Raw genomic sequence first — 20,792 nt, 5'->3', positions numbered from 1 at the left:
TTCAATACTACATTTTAGGAACACAAGCGTTCATTTTCTACCTTTGCGCTCTGTAAAAATCTACTGTGGTAGCAAAACTTACACAAGGCTTTTGGGCGAGAACGGCGCGTATCATCCTTCGTAATAGGGTATTGATATTGGTATTAATCGCGGCGTTTACCGTTTTTTTAGGCCTACAGTGGGAACATATGCGTTTTAGTAGCTCTCAGGCCAATTTGCTACCCGATGACCACCCTATCAACCAGGAATATCAATCCTTTTTGAAGCAGTTTGGTGAAGAAGGCAATGCCGTAGTATTTGCCGTCAAGGACAGTGCCTTGTATTCTCCACAAAATTTTAACCGATGGAACCGGCTCAGCAAGCAATTACAGGCCTTTCCGGAAGTGGATTTTGTCCTTTCCACAGATAATCTTCTAGAGCTTAAGCGTGATTCCGAAAAACAGGAATTTGTCTTGGAACCCTTTATCAAGGATTCCTTAAATACCCGAAGCAAAATAGATAGTCTTACCGGATATCTTTTCAACAATCTCCCCTTTTACGACAAGCTCATTTATAATAAGGAAAGCAGCACTATACGCACTATAGTAAATTTGGATAAGGATATTGTAAACACTTCCGTACGGAAAGATTTTATCCTAAAAGACCTTACCAACCTGATCAACGATTTTGAAGAGGAAACCGGCTTGAACGTGCACGTATCCGGTATGCCCTACATACGTACGTTGAATTCACAGAATATTATAGATGAAATCGGGAAGTTTATTTTTGCAGCATTAGCCGTCACTTCCCTGATTTTTTTCTTTTTCTTTAGAAGCGTAAGGGCAACTACTATTTCCATGTGCGTCGTGATTATCGGGGTAATGTGGGCCTTTGGAATTCTTGGCCTACTACAATATGAAATAACCGTGCTCACCGCACTTATCCCCCCATTGATTATAGTTATCGGAGTGCCCAACTGTATTTTCCTTATCAACAAATATCAGCAAGAGGTAAAAAAGCATGGCAACCAGGCACTTTCATTACAACGGGTAATTTCCAAAATTGGGAATGCAACCCTAATGACGAATATGACCACGGCCTCCGGGTTTGCGACCTTTATTATTACCGACAGCAAATTGTTAAAGGAATTCGGTGTTGTTGCTTCCATAAACATTATCGGCATTTTTATCCTTTCCCTTCTGATCATTCCCATTGTATATAGTTTTATGTCCTTGCCTAAAACAAAACACCTAAAACATTTGAACAAAAGATGGATAGATGCCTTTGTGAATTGGATGGAACGCATTGTCCGGGACCATAGAATAGCCGTATATATCGTTTCCATTGCCCTTTTGGTCGTTAGCATCATAGGAATCTACCAAATTGAGATCTCCGGAAGCCCTATAGAGGATATGCCAAAAAAGGCGGAGTTTTTTCAGGATATCCGTTTTTTTGAAAGTGAGTTTGACGGTATTATGCCTGTAGAAATTGTGGTGGATACCGAACGGCCCAAAGGCGTACTAAAACCTGCCACATTAAAACGGATAGATCGATTGGGGGGAGTCATCGAAGAAATCCCGGAGCTTTCCAAGTCCATTTCCATAGTTAATCTGGTCAAATATTCAAAACAGGCCTTTTACAATGGTATTCCCAAATACTATCAGCTTCCAACCACGCAAGAGAATAATTTTATCATGGATGTTGCCCGAAAATCCTCTGGCAATAGTGACTTGCTCAAAAATTTTGTGGACAGTACGGGACAGACCGCCCGGATTACTACCTTCATGAAAGATGTAAAGACCGATCGCATGGAGGAAATCGAGGATAGGTTATTGGAAAATATCGAAAAAATATTTCCTTCGGAACGTTACAATGTTTACATGACCGGAAGTGCACTGCTATTTCTAAAAGGCACCAAATATTTGGTAAAGAACCTAGTGCTTTCATTGGCGTTTGCCATTTTTTTAATCGCCTTGTTCATGGCCTATTTGTTCCGTTCGTTCCGGATGATCATTATTTCTTTAATCCCCAATTTGCTTCCATTGGTCATTACGGCCGGGGTCATGGGTTTTGTGGGAGTTCCAATAAAACCTTCTACTATCCTGGTGTTTAGTATTGCATTTGGTATTTCGGTGGACGATACCATTCACTTTTTGGCCAAATATCGTCAAGAGCTTACCGCAAATAAATGGCGTATCCAAAAATCAGTATATGCAGCGCTTAGGGAAACAGGGGTAAGTATGTTTTATACATCAATTGTTTTGTTTTTTGGTTTTTCCGTTTTCGTCATCTCCAACTTTGGGGGAACAGTGGCCTTGGGCGCTTTGGTTTCGGCTACTTTGCTTTTTGCCATGTTGGCCAATCTTATTTTATTACCTTCCCTCTTGCTGTCCTTGGAAAGAAGTATAGCCAATAAGGAGGTATTGAAAAAACCACAAATAGATATTCTTCCCAAAGAAGAGGTAAACATAGAAAATCCTTAGGGATACTACCTTACCAAACCTTTTTTATACCCCTTATCCAGTGATTCCTTTTAATCAAAAAAGCTATCTTTGCCGTTCTAATTTTCATGTGTCAAATGATGAAATCATCCAGTGTAAAAGAACTGCTTTTAACAGCACCCACATTGCAGGAAGTCCAAGTGAACGGTTGGGTAAAAACATTCCGAAGTAATCGCTTTATAGCCCTTAACGATGGATCTACGCTTAACAACATCCAATGTGTTGTGGACTTTGAACAGTTCGATGAAAATTTGTTGAAGCAAATTGCTACCGGAGCGGCCCTACGGGTTACAGGTACTTTAGTTGAAAGCCAGGGAAGAGGTCAGAAGGTGGAAATACAGGTAAAGGAGATTTTTGTGCATGGAGGTGCAGATCCAGAAGCTTATCCCATTCAGCCAAAAAAGCACTCTTTGGAATTTCTTCGTGAAAAAGCTCATTTGCGGGTACGTACCAATACGTTTTCGGCAGTTATGAGAGTACGTTCAGCCTTAGCTTTCGCAATACACAAATACTTTAATGAAAACGGCTTTTACTACTTCCACGCTCCCATTATAACCGGGTCCGATGCTGAAGGAGCTGGAGAAATGTTCCGTGTAACTACCTTGGATGATAAAAATCCACCATTGGATGAAAATGGACAGGTAGACTTTAAAGAGGATTTCTTCGGAAAGGAAACCAATCTCACCGTGTCTGGTCAGTTAGAAGCGGAAGCCTATGCCATGGGGCTTGGAAAAGTGTATACTTTCGGCCCAACTTTTCGGGCGGAAAACTCTAATACTTCCAGGCATTTGGCCGAATTCTGGATGATAGAACCGGAAATGGCCTTTTATGATCTGGATGCGAATATGGATTTGGCGGAGGACTTCATTAAATCCGTTATTCACTATATACTGGAAAATTGCAAAGAAGACCTGCAGTTTCTGGAAAAACGGCTGTTGGACGAGGAGAAGACCAAACCACAAGCCGAGCGAAGTGAAATGACCCTTATAGAAAAACTCGGATTTGTAGCGGACAACAGTTTTAAACGGGTTACCTATACGGAGGCCATAGCTATTTTGCGCAACAGCAAACCCAACAAAAAGAAGAGATTTCAGTACCCCATTGATGAATGGGGTGCCGATCTGCAGAGCGAACATGAACGTTATCTAGTGGAAAAGCACTTTAAATGCCCAGTAATCCTATTTGACTATCCGGCCAACATAAAGGCCTTTTATATGCGCCTGAACGAAGATGGCAAGACTGTACGGGCCATGGATATCCTTTTTCCAGGAATAGGCGAAATTGTTGGGGGATCACAGCGCGAGGAACGTCTGGACGTGTTAAGGGAAAAGATAGCTGCACTTGATATTGACGAAAAAGAACTCTGGTGGTACCTAGATCTTCGAAAATTTGGAACTGCCGTACATAGCGGATTTGGTCTTGGTTTTGAAAGATTGGTGCTTTTTGCAACGGGTATGGGAAATATAAGGGATGTCATACCTTTTCCAAGAACACCACAAAATGCTGAGTTTTAGAATTCATTTTTTAACTTTATAAAGTACGTAGAATTTAACCCTAATGCTCAAACAGCACCTACAGTTTAAATTATCACAAAAGCTTTCCCCGCAGCAGATTCAGCTGATGAAGCTTATACAATTGCCTACCCAGGCCTTTGAGCAGCGTTTGAAACAGGAATTGGAGGAAAACCCTGCTTTGGAAGGTGGCAAAGAGGAGAACGCTACGCAGGAGGATGAGTATGGGGATATCTACGAGAGTGATACGGACAATGAGAGCATTAATACGGAAGATATTAATATTGATGATTATCTAAGTGATGACGAAATTCCGGATTACCGTACCAAAACCAGTAATTACAGTGTTGACGATGATGAAAAAAGCGTTCCATATGCGGCAGGGACTTCTTTTAATCAATACCTATTAAATCAACTTAATACCGTTTATTTAAGTGATGAGGAATGGACCATCGCCGAATTTTTGGTGGGTAGTGTTGATGAAAGTGGATATATCCGAAGGCCTCTTTCCGATATTATGGACGATCTGGCCTTTACCCAAAACATATATACGGATGAAAAGACCATCGAAAAAGTACTGGGAATAGTGCAGGAATTGGATCCACCGGGAGTGGCAGCAAGGTCATTGGAAGAATCCCTTATCATACAATTGAAAAGAAAGGAGCCTTCCCCTAGTATTGAACTGGCCATTACTGTATTGGAAAAATCGTTTGAACAGTTTACCAAAAAACATTACAAAAAATTGGTGCAAAGGCATGGTATTTCCGAGGAGGAGCTTAAGGATGCCATTTCTGAAATTGAAAAGTTAAATCCCAAACCGGGAGGATCCTATTCCGGAAATAATAGAATAGTAGAGCATGTAGTTCCTGATTTTTCCATACGGATCGTAGACGGAGAACTAGAGCTTACACTAAACGGTAGGAATGCACCGGAGCTTCATGTATCCCGGGAATACAGCAATATGCTCAAAGGCTATAAGGACTCCAAGAACAAATCCAAATCCCAAAAGGATACGGTACTCTTCATCAAACAAAAGTTGGATGCTGCCAAGTGGTTTATCGATGCCATTCGCCAAAGGCAACAGACCTTGTACATCACAATGAACGCAATAATGCAGTACCAAAAGGAATATTTTTTGACCGGTGATGAGCGAAACCTGCGCCCTATGATATTAAAGGATATTGCGGATGAAATAGATATGGATGTATCTACAGTTTCTAGAGTGGCCAATAGCAAATATGTAGATACCCCCTATGGCACCAAATTAATAAAGGATTATTTTTCTGAATCCATGAAAAATGAACAGGGCGAAGATGTTTCCACCAAGGAAATCAAAAAGATTTTGGAGACCGTGATACAGAACGAAGAAAAGAAAAAACCTCTTACAGATGATAAATTGGCCAAAATCCTAAAGGAAAAAGGTTACCCCATTGCACGAAGAACGGTTGCTAAATACAGGGAACAACTGGGAATATCGGTGGCCAGATTACGAAAAAAAATATAATGGGTCTATTTTTACGGGCTATCTCCTATATCTCCCATCCTTTGTTCATACCCCTTGCGGGGACTATTGCCTATTTCATCATAACCCCGAAATATAGCCCCTTAGAATTGCAGAGCGGTAATATATTGCCCATTTTTATATTGACCATAATCATCCCCATTGTTTCCTACCTTATACTTAGAAATATCGGCGTGGTGCGCTCCATTTTTATGCCTTCCATCAAAGAACGTAGATACCCCCTTCTTATTCATATCGGATTATTGTTAATGATTGTTTACGAAGTTATTCCCAATAACTTCGTAATGGAAATCCATTATTACTTCTTAGGATTGACGGTCGCAGCGATTGCCGCCCTTTTCACACTACTCTTTAAGGTTAAATGTAGTTTACATCTTATGGGCTTGGGAAGTCTATTTATGTTCCTTACCGCTTTAAGCATTCACTTTGAAATAAACATCACCCTAGCTTTAAGTATCCTTACCGTATTCATAGGCCTAGTAGCCAGTTCACGTCTTTATTTAAAGGCACATTCCAAAGCTGAACTTGTGATAGGTTTTTGCATAGGTTTTATTTCTCAGTTATTACTGGTTAGGTTCTGGTTATAACCTTTGAACCATTTTCCGGTAATGGCAGTTGATAAGGAAACCGTAGCTCTTCATTCCACTTTTACTTCCGATATTTTTTGAGGAAATAGGTTTTGGATTTGGGTAATCCTTTCCTTGAGCCTTTCCTTAACAACAGATGATGTTCCTGGGTGCTCATATTGTTCCATCAGTGTTGAATAATTCACCTGGAATAGGCGTTGGGATTCCCTATTTCGCAATTTGTTATATGCCGCTATCAATTCATTTTGAACGGTGATGTACATTCCATAACCGGTCTCCCTCGTATAGGTGAGTGATACAATGGCCTTGGAAGGATTATCAGAAGAAGATACATCCCTATTACCCTTACAGTAATCACAAAAATCCGGAGCTTCCCTTACCGCTCCCCCATTGTCCAAAAAATCTACGACGATACCTTTAAGATCTTCGATTTCCACTAATTCTTCTTCAACTCGTAATTCATTTTTATTGTTCACTTCTATCCGAAATATATTCCTTTCCAATATTTTTCCCTTGAAAGTATTGGTCGTTGCAGGCATAATCCTATCTATTCCAACATCTGTTTCTATGGTAGTGGTTACCAAGAAAAAAATCAATAATAGAAATGCGATGTCGGCCATAGATCCGGCATTTACTTTAGGTACTTCCTCTCTTTTGGACATAATGTATTGTTTTGGTTTATAAAAGTTAAACCATATCATTCGGAAAGTAACAAAGATCATTGGGGAAGAAAATGACTGGCCTGTTCAAAAAATAAAAGTCCAGACAACACTCATTAATCAACAACATTCATGCCATAGACCTTTTGCCATTCTATTAAAAACAATATGAAAAACCGTAATACAGGAAAATCTATAAAATGTAAAAGATGAGACCTATCCGTAAAGGTCTCATTGAGATTTCGGTGCCATTAACAAGAACATCGTCATTGAACAAGTCGTTAAGGGCATAATATAGGTGAATATTAAAAGTATTGTACCCAAAATTAAAAGTGAGTCCATACTGAAATTGTCTGATATCATCATTGTAAAAGGAAAAATCTGCAGAATCCGACACAAACTTAGATCTGCCTCCTACCACATATCCGAACCTTAACCCGGTATATACTCTCCAAAATTTATAACTGGCAGCTGTGGAATTACGCCATCGAAACTCCAATGGCACTTCTATCAAATGGGTTTCTACCTTATTCCTTTTAAAATCCGTATCGCCATCAAGAATGTCATAGACCACATCATCACCGGATTCCATTGCCCTTAAGTTAGAATAATAGGAATTTACATTGTAGCCAATACCTATGCCCAAGGCAACGGTCCTATCCGCATTGACGGGAATATCCTTTATGAAACCAGCTTGTAGCCCATAGGACAGATTACGTTGACTAACATCAATCGGTTTTTTCAATAAAAAGTTATAGGTAATTCCGATATAAAACTGGTCTTCAAGATAGTCGGTGTTCCCAGCAAAAGTGTCCTGACCCACTTGAGCGTAGCACGAAACCAAAAACCCAAAAAAAATATATAAAAGAACTAAGCATCTCATAAGTTTTAAGACCCACTTTAGACGGATAGAAATTGTCGGTATCAGCTTAGTAAAGATTTTATATGTTGCCCAATTATAGTTTCCAATTAATTGGATTGTTATAGCAACACTAAATTAAGAAAATAAAAAACGCCTTACTAGGAACAGTAAAGGCGTTTCAAAAATAAAATCCGTAATAATATACTATCTATTCAGATTCATGAAGGCATCTCCTTCATATGTAGTATAATTTACCTTAAGGGCATTCACCTTTCTCAATTCTTGCTTTATGTCCGAGATAAGTCCCATATTAGCATTCTTATCAACCTTCAAGGCAGTGGTCAAAACATTCTGAAGTTCTTGTGCCTTTTTAGCCCTTTCTTGTAATATGTAGTCTCCGACTTCGGATGGACCGGCAAACTTATCATTCAATTGAATTTTCGGTTCAGACCCAAAAACCTTTTCGTATTGTGAGGTTGGTTTACCTACGTAGATATAAATTACCCTGTCTTTCTTTTCCAATTTTTTTGTTTCACTGGCATTTGGCAATGTGTTCTCAACCTTTAATGTACTATCCTTCATTACCGTTACGGTCATGAAAAAGAATAAAAGCATAAAAACAATATCCGGTAAAGATGCCGTGGACACTGCAGGAACATCCCCGTCTTTTTTCTTTGCAAATTTTGACATATCAGACTTTTTAAGCTTTTATTAATTACTTGTTGAGGTCTCTGCCTCGGACAGTTTCTGTGGAAACAAATCTTGAATGCTTTTCACCTTCTCCTTAAGCTCATCCTTAAGGCTTGAAGACGTTTCCGGATTTAAATACTCAGCTTCCATATCCGTAAAGTCCCTGCCGAACAAACGCTGTGACTCTCGGTTACGTAAATCGTTATAAGCACCTACCAACTCATTCTGTACGGTAATGTAGGTTCCGTATTTGGTTTCCCGATCGTTTTTCAAAGAAATAATAGCTTTTGAAGGATTATCCGAGGATTCGGCATTCTTTCTCCCTTTACAATAACTACAAGTACCATCACCACCATTATCCAAGAACTCCATGGCCTTCGCCCTAAGATTCTTAAGGTCTATAAGCTCTTCATCTGCCAAGAGTTGGCCGTTCTTGTTAATATTGACTTGAAATATATTCTTCTGCTTTATGACCACATCGGTATCGGGTGGTTCAATGGGCGGCAACATACGATCCAAACCTGCATCCGTTTCTATGGTAGTGGTTACCAAGAAAAAGATAAGCAATAAGAAAGCTATATCGGCCATGGATCCCGCGTTTACCTCTGGTGCTCCTGCTCTTCTAGCCATAATTATAAAATTTTATTATTTACTAAATAACTTCTTCAGACCCGGTAGAACCATTAATACTATAGCAACCGCGGTAAGTATAAAAAATACGTTCAGTCCCATTCCAATTTTCTTAATGGTGCTCTCTGAAGTGGCTACCCCCCTATTGGCCATTTCCTCGATACTTACATCTGTTCCACTGGACAAAACATAGGAAATTACCACTACCAACAAAAACCCTCCAATAACAAACAAGGTTTTCTTTAGTCCTTTAGGGTTGGAGAATAGGTTTTTAAGGGTAAACAACAAAGCAAATATCACTGCGATTGCCAAAAGCAGGTAGGTAATCCAGAACATACCGTTCATGGCACCGCTTTGGGCGGCTTCAGCTGCCGGCATGTCCTTTGGCGGTAGAAAGTACCACAATATTGCAGAAAGGACGCCTACAACTATGAGAACTATTTTTAATATTTTATGCATGACACTATTTTAAATTATCCGACTTATTTTTTGTGGTCCACCAACATATCAATCAAAGAGATTGAGGAGTCTTCCATGTCATTAACAATACTGTCGATTTTTGCAATGATATAGTTGTAGAAAATTTGTAGTATAATAGCTGTAATAAGACCAAATACCGTAGTCAAAAGTGCCACCTGAATATCACCTGCAATAAGCGAGGCACTTAAGTTACCCACAGCACTAATTTTCTGGAAGGCTTGAATCATACCGATTACCGTACCCATGAACCCAAGCATGGGTGCGATGGCTATAAAGAGAGACAACCAGGAAACGTTCTTTTCCAATTGTCCCATTTGCACACCACCATAGGCAACCACGGCTTTTTCAGCGGATTCGATGCTCTCACCGGCCCTATCCAATCCTTGATAGTATATGGATGCTACGGGTCCTTTGGTATTTCTACAAACTTCTTTTGCAGCTTCTACTCCACCTGAAGCCAAGGCATCTTCAACTTGTTGCTTGAGTTTGGCGGTATTGGTGCTGGCCATATTAAGATAGATTATCCTTTCAATGGCAACAGCCAATCCCAATATTAAACACAAAAGAACGATGCCCATGAAACCGGCACCTCCTTGTATAAATTGAGTCTTTAATACTTGAGTAAAACCTTGTGCTTCCGCCGGGGCCTCATCTTGAAGTATAACCGCTGTTGCAGCTACAGTGCTGGATAGGTTGGACACCATCGTAGCCGCAGTAGCTTTTGCACTTACTGTATTTGTACTTAGAACAAATAACCCAGCTAGAGCTAGGATAGAGAATAATCTTTTCATTTTTTCAAACTTAAATTAGTTAGTTAATAGGGTTAAAGATAAAAAAAAATCGCAATAAAAAAAGTAAAACTTAATCGCAAAGAGTATAGGGTTTATCAAAGATTAGCCCATGTCTCTTAACAATTATCAGGGGAATTCAAAAAGGACTCTATTTGAAGCTATTCCATTTAAAACTTCGATTATCTTCGAAATTGGATTCTCGGACAACCTTGGTTCAAAATATTTCGCACAAAAACCTTTCTGTCTTCGCAGAGAGGAAGGGATTCGAACCCTCGATACACTTTTGGTGTATACACACTTTCCAGGCGTGCGCCTTCGACCACTCGGCCACCTCTCTATTACTCCCTTTTCAGGGGTGGGCAAATAACAAAAAAAAACTTAGTTAATAAAATTTAGCACACTATTTTTATTGCATTTCCCCGCGAAGTGAAGTTTCAAAGACGGTCTTGAACAATTTATGCGAAAAACCGCTTCCCAAAAGATACATCAACTTGGTAATAGCAGCCTCTGTAGTAATATCCTTTCCATTAATGATCTGCAGTTCCTTAAGTTGCTCACTTGTTTTATACTGCCCTAGAATTACACTACCGCCAGAGCATTGGGTAACATTAACAATATGTAGTCCATTTTTCATGGCCTTTCCCAAATCCTCCAACAACCAATGATCAGTAGGCGCGTTTCCGGCACCATAAGTCTCCAATACCAATGCTTTAAGATTGGGGGTTCCCAATACGCTTTGAACCACTGCCCGATTAAGTCCTGGGAAAAGCTTTAGGATCATAACATTGGAATCCAACTCTTTATGTACCAAAAACCGTTTCACACTTTTTCTTTGCATTAGATATTCATCAAACACTTTTAGATGTACCCCGGATTCGGCCAATGGTGGATGGTTCAATGAAGTGAAAGCCTGAAAATGCTCCGCGTTTATTTTGGTAGTCCTGTTACCACGATACAATTTGTATTCAAAATAAAGTCCCACCTCCTGGATAACCGGTTTCCCTTTTTTTTGCAAAGCCGCTATTTGTATAGAAGTAATCAGGTTCTCTTTGGCATCGGTCCGCAAATCCCCAATAGGCAATTGAGATCCCGTAAAAATGACCGGCTTGGCCAGATTTTCCAACATAAAGCTTAAGGCCGATGCAGTGTAGCTCATGGTGTCACTGCCATGCAACACCACAAAACCATCATGGTCTTCATAGTTTTCCTCGATCAGCGTTGCAATTTTTGCCCAGTGGTCCGGATTCATATTGGACGAATCAATCGGCTTATCAAAGGACACCGCATCTATACTACAATCCAACTGTGCCAATTCCGGAATATGCTTGGACATTTTATCAAAGTCAAAGGCTTTTAACGCGCCGGATTTGTAATCCTTTACCATTCCGATCGTTCCTCCGGTATAAATGAGTAATATGTGGGTCTTATTTTTCAAATCCAACTTCAACAGATTTAAATTAAAGCATGTAAATATCCAATATTAAACGCTGAAAACTTCTTTTGAATTTTCAGTTGTGATCCTGGCGATCTCCGCTTTCGATGTGCCATAAACGTCGGACAATTTTTCCAACACATTCATTAGATACGCACTTTCGTTACGTTTGCCACGATAGGGAGTTGGGGCCAAATAAGGAGAATCCGTCTCCAGGACGATATGTTCCAAATCGATTTGATCCAGGAACCTATCAATTTTTCCATTTTTAAAAGTAACAACTCCCCCAATACCCAGTTTCATATTATAGGATATGGCGGTCTTTGCCTGCTCCAGATTCCCGGTAAAGCAATGAAAAATCCCGAACAGGTTATCGCCTTTTTCGATTTCCAAAATTTCAAATATTTCATTGAAGGATTCCCTACAGTGGATTACAATGGGCAATCCGTATTTTTTGGCCCATTGAATCTGATGGCGAAAAGCCTCCTGTTGTTGCCTTAAAAAAGTCTTGTCCCAGTACAGATCAATGCCGATTTCCCCTACGGCGTAAAATTTGCGTTTGGCCAATTGCTCCCCAACATGTTGCAATTCCTTTTTATAATTCTCCTTTACATGGGTGGGATGAAGCCCGGCCATCAAAAAAATGTTTTTGGGATAGGCACGCTCTAAATCCAACATAGCCTGGGTATAGGTAGAATCGATGGCAGGAATAAAGAAACGTTCAATTCCCTTATCCAAGGCATTTTGAATAACCCTATCCCTATCCTCGTCAAAAGCTTCGCTATAAAGATGGGTGTGTGTATCGGTTAAAATCATATGGCAAAAATAGGCTTATCTTTGTCAAAAATCGGCAATGACATCCCTCAAAAAATTCCTGGACAAAAAGAGTTACACCCAAGTTCCCTTAGTTTTGACCGATACCAATCATTTTGAGATTTCAGCTAAAATCAATGGGGTGGTAGGCCGATTTATTCTGGACACCGGGGCCTCCAACACCTGTGTAGGATTTGATAAAATTGAGTTTTTTAGATTGACTTCCAAGGAGTCCAAGATTAAGGCAGCCGGAGCCGGGGCTACCAATATGGAAACCCTAATCTCTACCAAGAACAAGATCGAAATCGGCGATTGGAAGAAAAAGAAATTAAAGATTGTTTTGTTCGATTTAGTTCATGTAAACGAAGCCTTGATTACGCACAAAGCGCTACCTGTAGATGGAATTATTGGTGCCGATATCCTTAAAAAAGCAAAAGCGATTATAGATTACAACAAAGGTTACGTTTATTTGAAACGGAAAAAGTAATTCTATCGGTTATTCGGCGTCCATCCTTTCCGTAAGGGGACTTTACATTTCCAACGCCCGCTCTATATTATTCTCCATCAACAATTCTTCGGGATTTTCCAAGGCTTCCTTCACCGCTACTAGAAAGCCTACCGATTCCTTACCATCAATTATCCGGTGATCATAGGAAAGTGCGACGTACATGACGGGGGCAATAGCAATGGCACCATCCCGTACAATCGGTCTTTCCACAATATTGTGCATGCCTAGAATAGCACTTTGCGGTGGATTGATTATCGGGGTGGATAACATGGAACCAAACACACCGCCATTAGTGATGGTAAAGGTACCTCCGGTCATTTCATCAACAGTAATCTCCCCTTCCCGGGCACGTATGGCCAAGCGTTTTACTTCTGCTTCAACACCTCTAAAGGTCAGGTTTTCAGCATTACGTATTACAGGGACCATTAACCCCTTAGGACCGGAAACCGCTATACTGATGTCACAGAAGTCATAGGAAATCATTTCCTTACCATCTATCATGGAATTTACCGCCGGGAACATTTCAAGGGCCCGTACACACGCCTTGGTAAAAAAGGACATAAAGCCCAGACTTACGCCATGTTTCTCCTTAAAATCCTCCTTGTACTTTTTCCTTAACTCAAAAATTGGGGTCATATCCACCTCGTTAAAGGTGGTCAACATAGCCGTCTCGTTTTTGGCGGAAACCAGTCTTTCGGCAACTTTACGCCGCAACATGGAAAGTTTGGACCGGGTTTCGCCCCGATTGCCTCCAGTTGGAGACCCCATAGCAGGAACTGCGCTTACGGCGTCCTCTTTTGTAATCCGGCCATCCCTGCCCGTACCTTTAACACTAGCTGCCGGTATGTCTTTTTCGTCCAAAATCTTTTTGGCGGCAGGGCTTGGTGTACCCGTAGCATAGGTCTTAGGAGCTTGCTTGGAGGTTTCGGAAGCTGGTTTTTCTTGAGCATCCTCCTTTTTAGGAGCTCCCTTTGCGGATTCCTCAACGGCTCCAGTTCCCTCAGGCTTAGGGGCATCGGTGTCGATCAAACAGACCACTTCGCCTACGGCAACCGCGTCACCAACCTCGGCTTTCAGGGTAATCGTTCCACTTTCTTCAGCTGGAAGTTCCAAAGTGGCCTTGTCCGAATCTACTTCGGCTATAGCCTGGTCCTTTTCCACGTAATCACCATCTTCTACCAACCATTCCGCTATTTCCACTTCAGTTATCGATTCCCCTGGGGAAGGAACTTTCATTTCTAGAATCATTCTGCTCTTTTTTGATGTGCTAATTTAGTTTATATTTTGTATAAAATCTTCTTTGACGGGAAGGTAATCCTCCCTGACTTCTCCATTCACCAAAATCCGATCAAAATATAACCGGGCTCCTGTGGAATTAAACATTTCCACATCATTCTGAAGACTCAAATGCAAATGGGGTTCGGTGGAATTCCCGGAGTTGCCGCACTGTGCCAGAGGTTCTCCCTGCAGCACATCCGCCCCTTCCTCTACCAAAATGGAGCCCTTTTTTAAGTGAGCGAATAGCAAATATTCCCCGATGGGTGTCTCCAGAACTATAGTGTTTCCGGTAAGTTGGTCTGGATTGGTCTCTCCCGGAATATTATCGGGTACCCCAGTAATTACCTTGGCCACCCTTGCATCACAGGGTGCAATTATCTCCTTGCCGAACACCAAATAACTTTCATTACTTTTCGAATCACCCTTATGGGAGCTTCCATCGGCCACCATCATCAGGTCATAGGCATATTGCTGGCTTATCTCCCTTAAATGAAAGTTTTGTTCCAAGGTAGTGCCCCCCCAAAATACAAACCACTCTTCTTTAAAGGGTAGGATCATGGGGGTGGTATTTCGCTCCAACAAAGGAAAATCCAAAGGTTTGGACGGGGTTATATACAACCCACTAATTTCATTCTTGGTGTTCAGCGAAATCAAAATATCGGCTACGGCATTGTCAAAAATAGTCCGATATAGATGCGCCCCCCTTTTAAATCCAAAGAATTGCATGGACTGGATGTTCCCCATAAGATTGTTGACATTCTGCGTAAAAAACCGAAGTGTCCGTTCGCGGGGCAGAGCCTTCTTCATATCGGCATCAAAAAGGTTAAAAATACCCTCATAATCCGCATTATTGTACAAGGCCATGAACTGAGACGACGCCACCGCATAATTGCCCAATTCGTCTTGTGAAAATGAAGAATTTAAGCCTGCCACAAAGACCAAGGCATATAGGATTCCTTTCATTATTACGCTTTGGTTTTGCTCTTGGGACGGGTCATATTGTCCTTTGTTTTATCAAAAACATAATCAATTACCTGCTGGTGCCGCATCTTTGAGCGAACGGCGCTGCCCGCTGCCGGGGAGGCGTAGAAGCGACGTGAAGCGACCCTAAGCTTGTCCGCCTCTGAAAAATGCATCATCAAATGGCTCCAAGCACCCATATTCCTAGGCTCTTCCTGTGCCCAGACCCAGTCATCCGCCTTGTTGTATTTTTTGATGATATTCTTCATTTGTTCAACAGGCAAGGGAAACAATTGCTCAACACGTACCAAGGCCACATCCTTGCGGTCTTGATCTTCTTTTTCGGCCAACAGGTCGTAATAAAATTTACCGGTACAAAAGACCACGCTCTTTACTTTCCCTACATCCGCCGCAGCATCATCGATTACTTCTTGAAAGTTCCCTGATGCCAATTCCTCAACAGTGGATACCGCCTTGGGATGGCGTAATAAGCTCTTGGGCGTAAAAATAATCAAGGGCTTTCTAAATTTGACCTTCATTTGTCGCCTCAAAATATGGAACATTTGCGCCGGTGTGGTCACATCGGCAACATACATATTGTCCCGGGCACATAATTGCAGGTACCGCTCCATACGGGCAGAGGAATGTTCGGCCCCCTGACCTTCATAACCATGTGGCAACAGCATTACGAGTCCGTTCTGCAACTTCCATTTGTCCTCTGCCGCTGAGATATATTGATCGAGCATAATCTGCGCCCCGTTACTAAAATCCCCGAATTGGGCCTCCCAAATAGTGAGGGTATTGGGGCTCGCCATGGCATAGCCATAATCAAATCCTACCACACCATATTCGGATAAAAGGGAATTGTATATCTGGAACCTACCTTGCTTGTCCGAAATACGATTGAGCAATAGCACTTCTTCCTCACTTTCCTCTACCTTCATAACGGCATGGCGGTGAGAGAAGGTGCCCCGCTCCACATCTTGGCCGGACATGCGCACGCCAAAACCTTCTTCCAACAAGGTACCATAGGCCAAAAGTTCGCCCATGGCCCAATCCAATCTGTTGGTCTCAAAGAACATCTTTTTACGATCACCGATTAATCTTTCTACCTTACGTAAGAACTTTTTACCCTCTGGTAGTTCGGTAATGACCTTGGCAATTTTAGCTAATTTTTTAGGGTCAAAGGTGGTATCTACTGGATCCATCATTTCCCATTCCCTAACGCTTTCAAACCCTTTCCATTCATCTGCCATAAAAGGGGTGATTTCCGTTTTATCTTCCTTTCTGGAATCCTCCAATTCCTCTTCCAGAGAGCTTTTGTACTCCTTCTCCAATGCTTTTACATGGCCTTCCTGTATAACGCCTTCGGAAAGCAATCGCTCGGCATAGATATCCCTGGGGTTTTTATGCTTAGCAATGGTTTTATAGAGCTTGGGTTGCGTAAAGCGCGGCTCATCGCCCTCATTATGCCCGTATTTTCGATAACCTAAAAGATCCAGGAAAACATCGCGTTTAAATTGCATTCTATATTCCAGTGCAAATAAGGCAGCGTGTACCACAGCTTCCGCATCATCGGCGTTTACGTGAAGAATAGGACTTAAGGTCACCTTGCCCACATCGGTACAATAGGTAGAGGATCTACCGTCCAGATAGTTGGTGGTAAATCCTATTTGGTTGTTGACCACCATATGAATGGTACCACCGGTCTTATAACCGTCCAATTGGGCCATCTGTACCACCTCATAGGCAATACCCTGCCCCGAAATTGCGGCGTCACCATGGACCACAATGGGCAATACTTTTGAAAAATCCTCTGGGTAATGAGTGTCCTGCTTGGCCCTGGAAATGCCTTCTACAACGGCACCTACGGTCTCCAAATGGGAGGGGTTGGGCGCAATGTTCATATTGATGCGATTGCCGTTATCCGATTTCCGTTGTGAGGTCCAACCAAGGTGGTATTTTACATCCCCATCAAAGATTTCCTGTTCATAATCCTTCCCGTCGAACTCGCTAAAAATATCCTTGGCCGATTTTCCAAAAATATTGGTCAATACATTCAATCGGCCTCTATGTGCCATGCCCATAACGAACTGCTCAACACCTAATCCCGCCGCTCTTTCCACTATGGCATCCAGAGCGGGAATCAAGGTCTCATTACCTTCCAATGAAAATCGTTTTTGCCCCACATACTTGGTATGTAAAAAGGATTCGAAAGCTACGGCCTGATTTAATTTTTTGAGGATATGCTTCTTCTGGTCTACATTGAATTGCGGGTGATTGTCATTGACATTGATCCAATCCTGTATCCAATCGACCCTATCCGGCTTACGGATATACATGTATTCCACCCCAATGGCATCGCAATAGATCCGCTGGAGGTGTCCCAGGATTTCCCGTAAGGTCTTTCTTTGGATACCGATAATCTCGCCTGCATTGAATTCAATATCCATATCGCTTTGGGAGAGTCCAAAATTCTCGATGTCCAGCGTGGGCTCATATTTTCTACGTTCCCGTACCGGATTGGTCTTGGTAAACAAATGGCCCCGACTACGGTACCCGTTAATGAGGCGAACTACCTGAAATTCCTTTTGAAGCGATTCCGGCATGGCCAAGGCCTCGCCGTTGGCAAGGGCTACCGTTCCATTCTGGGCAGAAATGTCCAGCTCGTCCAGGGCACTTTCCATCCCAAAATCAAAGCCTTGGAAAAAGGCCCGCCAACTGGGTTCCACGCTATCCGGGTGCTGTAGGTACTTATCGTAGAGTTCGGCAAAAAAAGTGGTATGTGCCGTATTTAAGAAGGAATACTTATCCATAAAAGGTTTCTCTGAAATCAGAATAAAATATGTTCAAAAATACAACATTTACGATATCTAGGCGTATCTTAGATTAGGTAATCATAGAAAATTAAGGGATTATGGCCAAATTCTTCCTCAAGTCTTTTGTTGTTCTTTTTTGTGTGCTCACCTGCAACACTCTTTTTGCACAAAATCCCATGAACCGAAGTAATTTCTGGAACCGGGTCCGGTTTGGAGGCGGTGTGGGTCTGGGCTTTACCAATGGCGGATTTAACGGGTCCATTTCCCCAAGTGCCATTTATCAGTTCAACGATCAATTCGCGAGCGGACTGAGCCTTAATTTTAATTATGCCAAATTTAATGACGACAAGCTGCTGGCCTATGGCGGGAGTGTGCTTTCACTCTATAACCCCGTCCCCTATCTTCAATTGTCTGCCGAATTGGAACAGTTGCGGATCAATAGGGAATTTGATGACGGCACCTTTCGGTTGGAGGACAACTACTGGTCCCCTGCCCTATTTTTGGGTATCGGTTATACGGACCGGAATTTTACCTTGGGTATCCGCTATGATGTGCTCTACGATGATGAAAAAAGCATTTATGCCAATGCCTGGATGCCTTTTGTTCGGGTGTTTTTTTGAGTTTTCCGATTTTAGTTATGTCCAATAAAATTGCCCAAATATTCCTTTCAAATATCATTTTGTTGTAATTGGCAATCAGATTCCATTTATGAAAAAAATTCTGATAATAGTTTCGATTTTATTCATTTCTTGTGAAATCCAAGAGGCCAAAAACGGTCAAAAATATTTAGTTAAACAAGTTTCGGATATTCAGGCAAATCTGATTTTTGATAAAACCAAAGTCTTCCCAAATAACAGTCAGATTTCAATTGCAATAGTAGAAAACCGATTAGTGACATTTTATGGTGTCATAAGGAAAAACGATACCATCTATTCATTCGACAACAAGAACAGTGTTTTTGAGGTCGGCTCCATAACCAAAGTTTTTACATCAACCCTCCTGGCTAATGCTGTGGTAGAGAACAAGCTCAAACTAGAGGATAATATTAACGACTATCTTAATTTCTCGTGGAAGGATGATACAAAAATAACTTTTCAGAGTTTAGCAAACCATACCTCTGGGCTTCCAAAAAAACCATCTAATTTGGGGTCGGGTCTGGGTAATCCAGATTCAAGGTATCGGTATTATGATGAGGAAAAACTAAAAAAATATTTGACCGAAGACTTAAGGTTGACGCACAAACCTGGAGAAAAAAGTAAATATTCAAATTTAGGTGTAGGGGTTCTCGGTTATACACTATGTAGCGTTTACAACACAGACTATGAAGACCTTGTTCAGGATAAAATATTTGAGACATATCAAATGAAAAGCTCAACCAGCAATAAAGAAAAGACAGCATCATTTCTTGTAAAGGGTTTGGATGCCAGCGGCAACGAAGTGCCTAATCTAGATTTATCGGTACTTGTTGGAGCAGGTGGTATACTTTCAACTGTAGAAGATCTATCAAAATTTGTAATTGCCCACTTTGACAATTCCAATAAAGAATTGCAATTGACTCTACAAAAGACTTTCTCAATAAATAAAGGCGTAGACCGTGGTCTTAGCTGGAGAATTTTAAGAAACTCTGATGCCCAAACTTGGTATTTTCACAATGGAGCTACACCAGGATATAAGTCTTTCATTGTGATGAATACAAAAACTCAAAACGGCATAGTGATATTATCAAATGTATCCGGTTATAGTAAAAACCAAAACAATATAGACGAATTGGGTTTCGAACTAATGAAAACTTTAGAGTGAAATAGCTATTACCTATATTATCTGTTAATCGGTCTTTCTTTTTGTAAAACCAGAATTTTCTATCTTTAAATAGTTTGCTTTCGAAGCCAGAATTTTGTTATGTTAAATTCTGGGTTAAAGTTATGTCAGTAATACTTTTCCAGTAAAAAACCAAACTCCTATGAAAACCAAATTAACCGCAATATTCCTGGCCGCTCTCCTTTTTTCTTGTAAAGACAAAGAGAAAACGGAGTTTCCTGAAGCAAAAAAGCCTCCAAAAACCATCATGGCCCTATTTGCCCACCCGGATGATGAGACCACCATAGGGCCTATTTTGGCCAAGTATGCTTCCCTAAGTGATGTACATCTGGTGGTGGCCACTGATGGCCGATATGGCGTAACCGACCACTCCGGACTTCCCGCCGGGGATTCCTTGGTCGCCGTTCGAAAAGAGGAAACTAAGTGTGCCTGCGAAAAACTAGGTATTAATCCACCGCATTTTTTGGAGGCCAAGGACGGCCTTGGTCTTAACGGTAACCATAACTTTTATGTGGAAGTCAAAACCTTAAAAGAACGTATCCAAGAAAAAATAACCGAACTCCAACCCGATGTAATCCTCACCTTTGGCCCCGATGGCGATACCGGACATCCGGATCATCGCATGGTGGGGCTATTGGCCACAGAAATCCTGCTCCGAGAAGGTTGGGCCAATACCATTGACCTCTACCACTTTGGGTGGACAAAGGATCAGATCAAAAAATTTCCTCAGGATTGGGGCTTAGGTTATGTGCATCCAGACCATTTGAATACGACCATCTCCTTTAGTCCGGAAGAGGAGGAAAAAGCGTTTAGCTCATTGCGCTGTCATAAAAGTCAATTTGCCGAGCCGGATATGGTCAAATGGATCCAAGCCGAACGAAACGATACTACCAACGTACTGTACTTTCGGAAATTCAGTTTGGATAACGCTACATTGACCGGTTTTTAACCT

At 41.4% G+C, this 20,792-nt stretch carries 19 protein-coding genes and 1 tRNA gene; 8 read left to right on the top strand and 12 right to left on the bottom strand.

Features of this window, described 5'->3' with window-relative positions:
- The first annotated feature begins 65 nt into the window (after nucleotides 1–65).
- The 4 genes from D7Z94_RS14255 (at nucleotide 66) to D7Z94_RS14240 (ending at nucleotide 6,100) form a co-directional block, all read left to right on the top strand.
- Complete coding sequence (locus tag D7Z94_RS14255; RefSeq protein WP_120712277.1) at nucleotides 66–2,462, top strand: efflux RND transporter permease subunit; 2,397 nt, start codon at nucleotides 66–68, stop codon at nucleotides 2,460–2,462.
- Nucleotides 2,463–2,560: 98 nt separating this feature from the next.
- Nucleotides 2,561–3,994: an asparagine--tRNA ligase gene (gene asnS / locus D7Z94_RS14250; RefSeq protein ID WP_120712276.1), complete on the top strand. Its 1,434-nt coding sequence runs from the start codon at nucleotides 2,561–2,563 to the stop codon at nucleotides 3,992–3,994.
- Nucleotides 3,995–4,037: 43 nt separating this feature from the next.
- A complete protein-coding gene (gene rpoN / locus D7Z94_RS14245) occupies nucleotides 4,038–5,495 on the top strand; it encodes an RNA polymerase factor sigma-54 (protein WP_120712275.1) in 1,458 nt (485 codons plus the stop codon).
- The gene (locus D7Z94_RS14240) at nucleotides 5,495–6,100 is read left to right on the top strand and encodes a hypothetical protein (RefSeq protein WP_120712274.1); all 606 of its coding nucleotides are present in this window, start codon (nucleotides 5,495–5,497) and stop codon (nucleotides 6,098–6,100) included. The genes rpoN and D7Z94_RS14240 overlap by 1 nt, the downstream gene beginning before the upstream one ends.
- A gap of 50 nt (nucleotides 6,101–6,150) precedes the next feature.
- Here the strand turns inward: D7Z94_RS14240 and D7Z94_RS14235 are convergent, their stop codons facing one another.
- From D7Z94_RS14235 to D7Z94_RS14195, 9 genes are all read right to left on the bottom strand, one after another.
- Nucleotides 6,151–6,762, bottom strand: coding sequence for an ExbD/TolR family protein (locus D7Z94_RS14235; protein ID WP_120713138.1), 612 nt, complete (start codon nucleotides 6,760–6,762; stop codon nucleotides 6,151–6,153).
- 190 nt (nucleotides 6,763–6,952) lie between these two features.
- Complete coding sequence (locus D7Z94_RS14230) at nucleotides 6,953–7,642, bottom strand: porin family protein (RefSeq protein WP_120712273.1); 690 nt, start codon at nucleotides 7,640–7,642, stop codon at nucleotides 6,953–6,955.
- A 183-nt stretch (nucleotides 7,643–7,825) separates the two neighbouring features.
- Nucleotides 7,826–8,311, bottom strand: coding sequence for an ExbD/TolR family protein (locus D7Z94_RS14225; RefSeq protein WP_120712272.1), 486 nt, complete (start codon nucleotides 8,309–8,311; stop codon nucleotides 7,826–7,828).
- Between the two features lie 21 nt (nucleotides 8,312–8,332).
- Nucleotides 8,333–8,941 carry an ExbD/TolR family protein gene (locus D7Z94_RS14220; protein ID WP_120712271.1) on the bottom strand — a complete coding sequence of 203 codons (609 nt, stop codon included), beginning with the start codon at nucleotides 8,939–8,941 and terminating at the stop codon, nucleotides 8,333–8,335.
- Nucleotides 8,942–8,956: 15 nt separating this feature from the next.
- Entirely contained in the window at nucleotides 8,957–9,400 is a 444-nt protein-coding gene (locus D7Z94_RS14215) for a hypothetical protein (RefSeq protein WP_120712270.1), read from the bottom strand.
- A gap of 23 nt (nucleotides 9,401–9,423) precedes the next feature.
- Nucleotides 9,424–10,212: a MotA/TolQ/ExbB proton channel family protein gene (locus tag D7Z94_RS14210; protein WP_120712269.1), complete on the bottom strand. Its 789-nt coding sequence runs from the start codon at nucleotides 10,210–10,212 to the stop codon at nucleotides 9,424–9,426.
- A gap of 249 nt (nucleotides 10,213–10,461) precedes the next feature.
- Nucleotides 10,462–10,549: transfer RNA gene (locus D7Z94_RS14205), tRNA-Ser, on the bottom strand.
- Nucleotides 10,550–10,618: 69 nt separating this feature from the next.
- A complete protein-coding gene (locus D7Z94_RS14200; RefSeq protein WP_120713137.1) occupies nucleotides 10,619–11,647 on the bottom strand; it encodes an asparaginase in 1,029 nt (342 codons plus the stop codon).
- Between the two features lie 45 nt (nucleotides 11,648–11,692).
- The gene (locus D7Z94_RS14195) at nucleotides 11,693–12,460 is read right to left on the bottom strand and encodes a TatD family hydrolase (RefSeq protein WP_120712268.1); all 768 of its coding nucleotides are present in this window, start codon (nucleotides 12,458–12,460) and stop codon (nucleotides 11,693–11,695) included.
- Nucleotides 12,461–12,497: 37 nt separating this feature from the next.
- On the opposite strand from D7Z94_RS14195, the gene D7Z94_RS14190 reads away from it, so the two are divergent.
- Nucleotides 12,498–12,944, top strand: a complete 447-nt coding sequence (locus D7Z94_RS14190; RefSeq protein WP_120712267.1) for a retropepsin-like aspartic protease family protein — start codon at nucleotides 12,498–12,500, stop codon at nucleotides 12,942–12,944.
- Nucleotides 12,945–12,986: 42 nt separating this feature from the next.
- Here the strand turns inward: D7Z94_RS14190 and odhB are convergent, their stop codons facing one another.
- Genes odhB through D7Z94_RS14175 form a run of 3 tightly spaced genes read right to left on the bottom strand, consistent with a single transcriptional unit; the run spans nucleotide 12,987 to nucleotide 18,019 of the window.
- The gene (odhB, locus tag D7Z94_RS14185) at nucleotides 12,987–14,213 is read right to left on the bottom strand and encodes a 2-oxoglutarate dehydrogenase complex dihydrolipoyllysine-residue succinyltransferase (protein ID WP_120712266.1); all 1,227 of its coding nucleotides are present in this window, start codon (nucleotides 14,211–14,213) and stop codon (nucleotides 12,987–12,989) included.
- Between the two features lie 24 nt (nucleotides 14,214–14,237).
- Entirely contained in the window at nucleotides 14,238–15,206 is a 969-nt protein-coding gene (locus D7Z94_RS14180) for a DUF3887 domain-containing protein (protein ID WP_120712265.1), read from the bottom strand.
- 2 nt (nucleotides 15,207–15,208) lie between these two features.
- Nucleotides 15,209–18,019 carry a 2-oxoglutarate dehydrogenase E1 component gene (locus D7Z94_RS14175; protein WP_120712264.1) on the bottom strand — a complete coding sequence of 937 codons (2,811 nt, stop codon included), beginning with the start codon at nucleotides 18,017–18,019 and terminating at the stop codon, nucleotides 15,209–15,211.
- 101 nt (nucleotides 18,020–18,120) lie between these two features.
- Between D7Z94_RS14175 and D7Z94_RS14170 the strand changes: the two genes are divergently transcribed.
- From D7Z94_RS14170 to D7Z94_RS14160, 3 genes are all read left to right on the top strand, one after another.
- Nucleotides 18,121–18,642 carry an alpha-ketoglutarate decarboxylase gene (locus D7Z94_RS14170; RefSeq protein ID WP_120712263.1) on the top strand — a complete coding sequence of 174 codons (522 nt, stop codon included), beginning with the start codon at nucleotides 18,121–18,123 and terminating at the stop codon, nucleotides 18,640–18,642.
- An 88-nt stretch (nucleotides 18,643–18,730) separates the two neighbouring features.
- Nucleotides 18,731–19,822: a serine hydrolase domain-containing protein gene (locus tag D7Z94_RS14165; RefSeq protein WP_120712262.1), complete on the top strand. Its 1,092-nt coding sequence runs from the start codon at nucleotides 18,731–18,733 to the stop codon at nucleotides 19,820–19,822.
- Between the two features lie 160 nt (nucleotides 19,823–19,982).
- Nucleotides 19,983–20,789 (top strand): PIG-L deacetylase family protein, encoded by an 807-nt coding sequence (locus D7Z94_RS14160; protein ID WP_120712261.1) that lies wholly within the window; start codon nucleotides 19,983–19,985, stop codon nucleotides 20,787–20,789.
- Nucleotides 20,790–20,792: the final 3 nt, after the last annotated feature.

The sequence above is a fragment of the Ulvibacterium marinum genome (assembly GCF_003626755.1).
Lineage (GTDB): Bacteria > Bacteroidota > Bacteroidia > Flavobacteriales > Flavobacteriaceae > Ulvibacterium > Ulvibacterium marinum.
This window is presented reverse-complemented; position numbering and strand designations above follow the sequence as displayed.

What these genes read in the sequence shown, in the direction of transcription:
- asnS (WP_120712276.1), top strand. Translation starts at nt 2,561, where the DNA reads ATGAAATCATCCAGTGTAAAAGAACTGCTTTTAACAGCACCCACATTG.
- rpoN (WP_120712275.1), top strand. Translation starts at nt 4,038, where the DNA reads ATGCTCAAACAGCACCTACAGTTTAAATTATCACAAAAGCTTTCCCCG.
- D7Z94_RS14240 (WP_120712274.1), top strand. Translation starts at nt 5,495, where the DNA reads ATGGGTCTATTTTTACGGGCTATCTCCTATATCTCCCATCCTTTGTTC.
- D7Z94_RS14235 (WP_120713138.1), bottom strand. Translation starts at nt 6,762, where the DNA reads ATGTCCAAAAGAGAGGAAGTACCTAAAGTAAATGCCGGATCTATGGCC.
- D7Z94_RS14230 (WP_120712273.1), bottom strand. Translation starts at nt 7,642, where the DNA reads ATGAGATGCTTAGTTCTTTTATATATTTTTTTTGGGTTTTTGGTTTCG.
- D7Z94_RS14225 (WP_120712272.1), bottom strand. Translation starts at nt 8,311, where the DNA reads ATGTCAAAATTTGCAAAGAAAAAAGACGGGGATGTTCCTGCAGTGTCC.
- D7Z94_RS14220 (WP_120712271.1), bottom strand. Translation starts at nt 8,941, where the DNA reads ATGGCTAGAAGAGCAGGAGCACCAGAGGTAAACGCGGGATCCATGGCC.
- D7Z94_RS14215 (WP_120712270.1), bottom strand. Translation starts at nt 9,400, where the DNA reads ATGCATAAAATATTAAAAATAGTTCTCATAGTTGTAGGCGTCCTTTCT.
- D7Z94_RS14210 (WP_120712269.1), bottom strand. Translation starts at nt 10,212, where the DNA reads ATGAAAAGATTATTCTCTATCCTAGCTCTAGCTGGGTTATTTGTTCTA.
- D7Z94_RS14195 (WP_120712268.1), bottom strand. Translation starts at nt 12,460, where the DNA reads ATGATTTTAACCGATACACACACCCATCTTTATAGCGAAGCTTTTGAC.
- D7Z94_RS14190 (WP_120712267.1), top strand. Translation starts at nt 12,498, where the DNA reads ATGACATCCCTCAAAAAATTCCTGGACAAAAAGAGTTACACCCAAGTT.
- odhB (WP_120712266.1), bottom strand. Translation starts at nt 14,213, where the DNA reads ATGATTCTAGAAATGAAAGTTCCTTCCCCAGGGGAATCGATAACTGAA.
- D7Z94_RS14180 (WP_120712265.1), bottom strand. Translation starts at nt 15,206, where the DNA reads ATGAAAGGAATCCTATATGCCTTGGTCTTTGTGGCAGGCTTAAATTCT.
- D7Z94_RS14175 (WP_120712264.1), bottom strand. Translation starts at nt 18,019, where the DNA reads ATGGATAAGTATTCCTTCTTAAATACGGCACATACCACTTTTTTTGCC.
- D7Z94_RS14170 (WP_120712263.1), top strand. Translation starts at nt 18,121, where the DNA reads ATGGCCAAATTCTTCCTCAAGTCTTTTGTTGTTCTTTTTTGTGTGCTC.
- D7Z94_RS14165 (WP_120712262.1), top strand. Translation starts at nt 18,731, where the DNA reads ATGAAAAAAATTCTGATAATAGTTTCGATTTTATTCATTTCTTGTGAA.
- D7Z94_RS14160 (WP_120712261.1), top strand. Translation starts at nt 19,983, where the DNA reads ATGAAAACCAAATTAACCGCAATATTCCTGGCCGCTCTCCTTTTTTCT.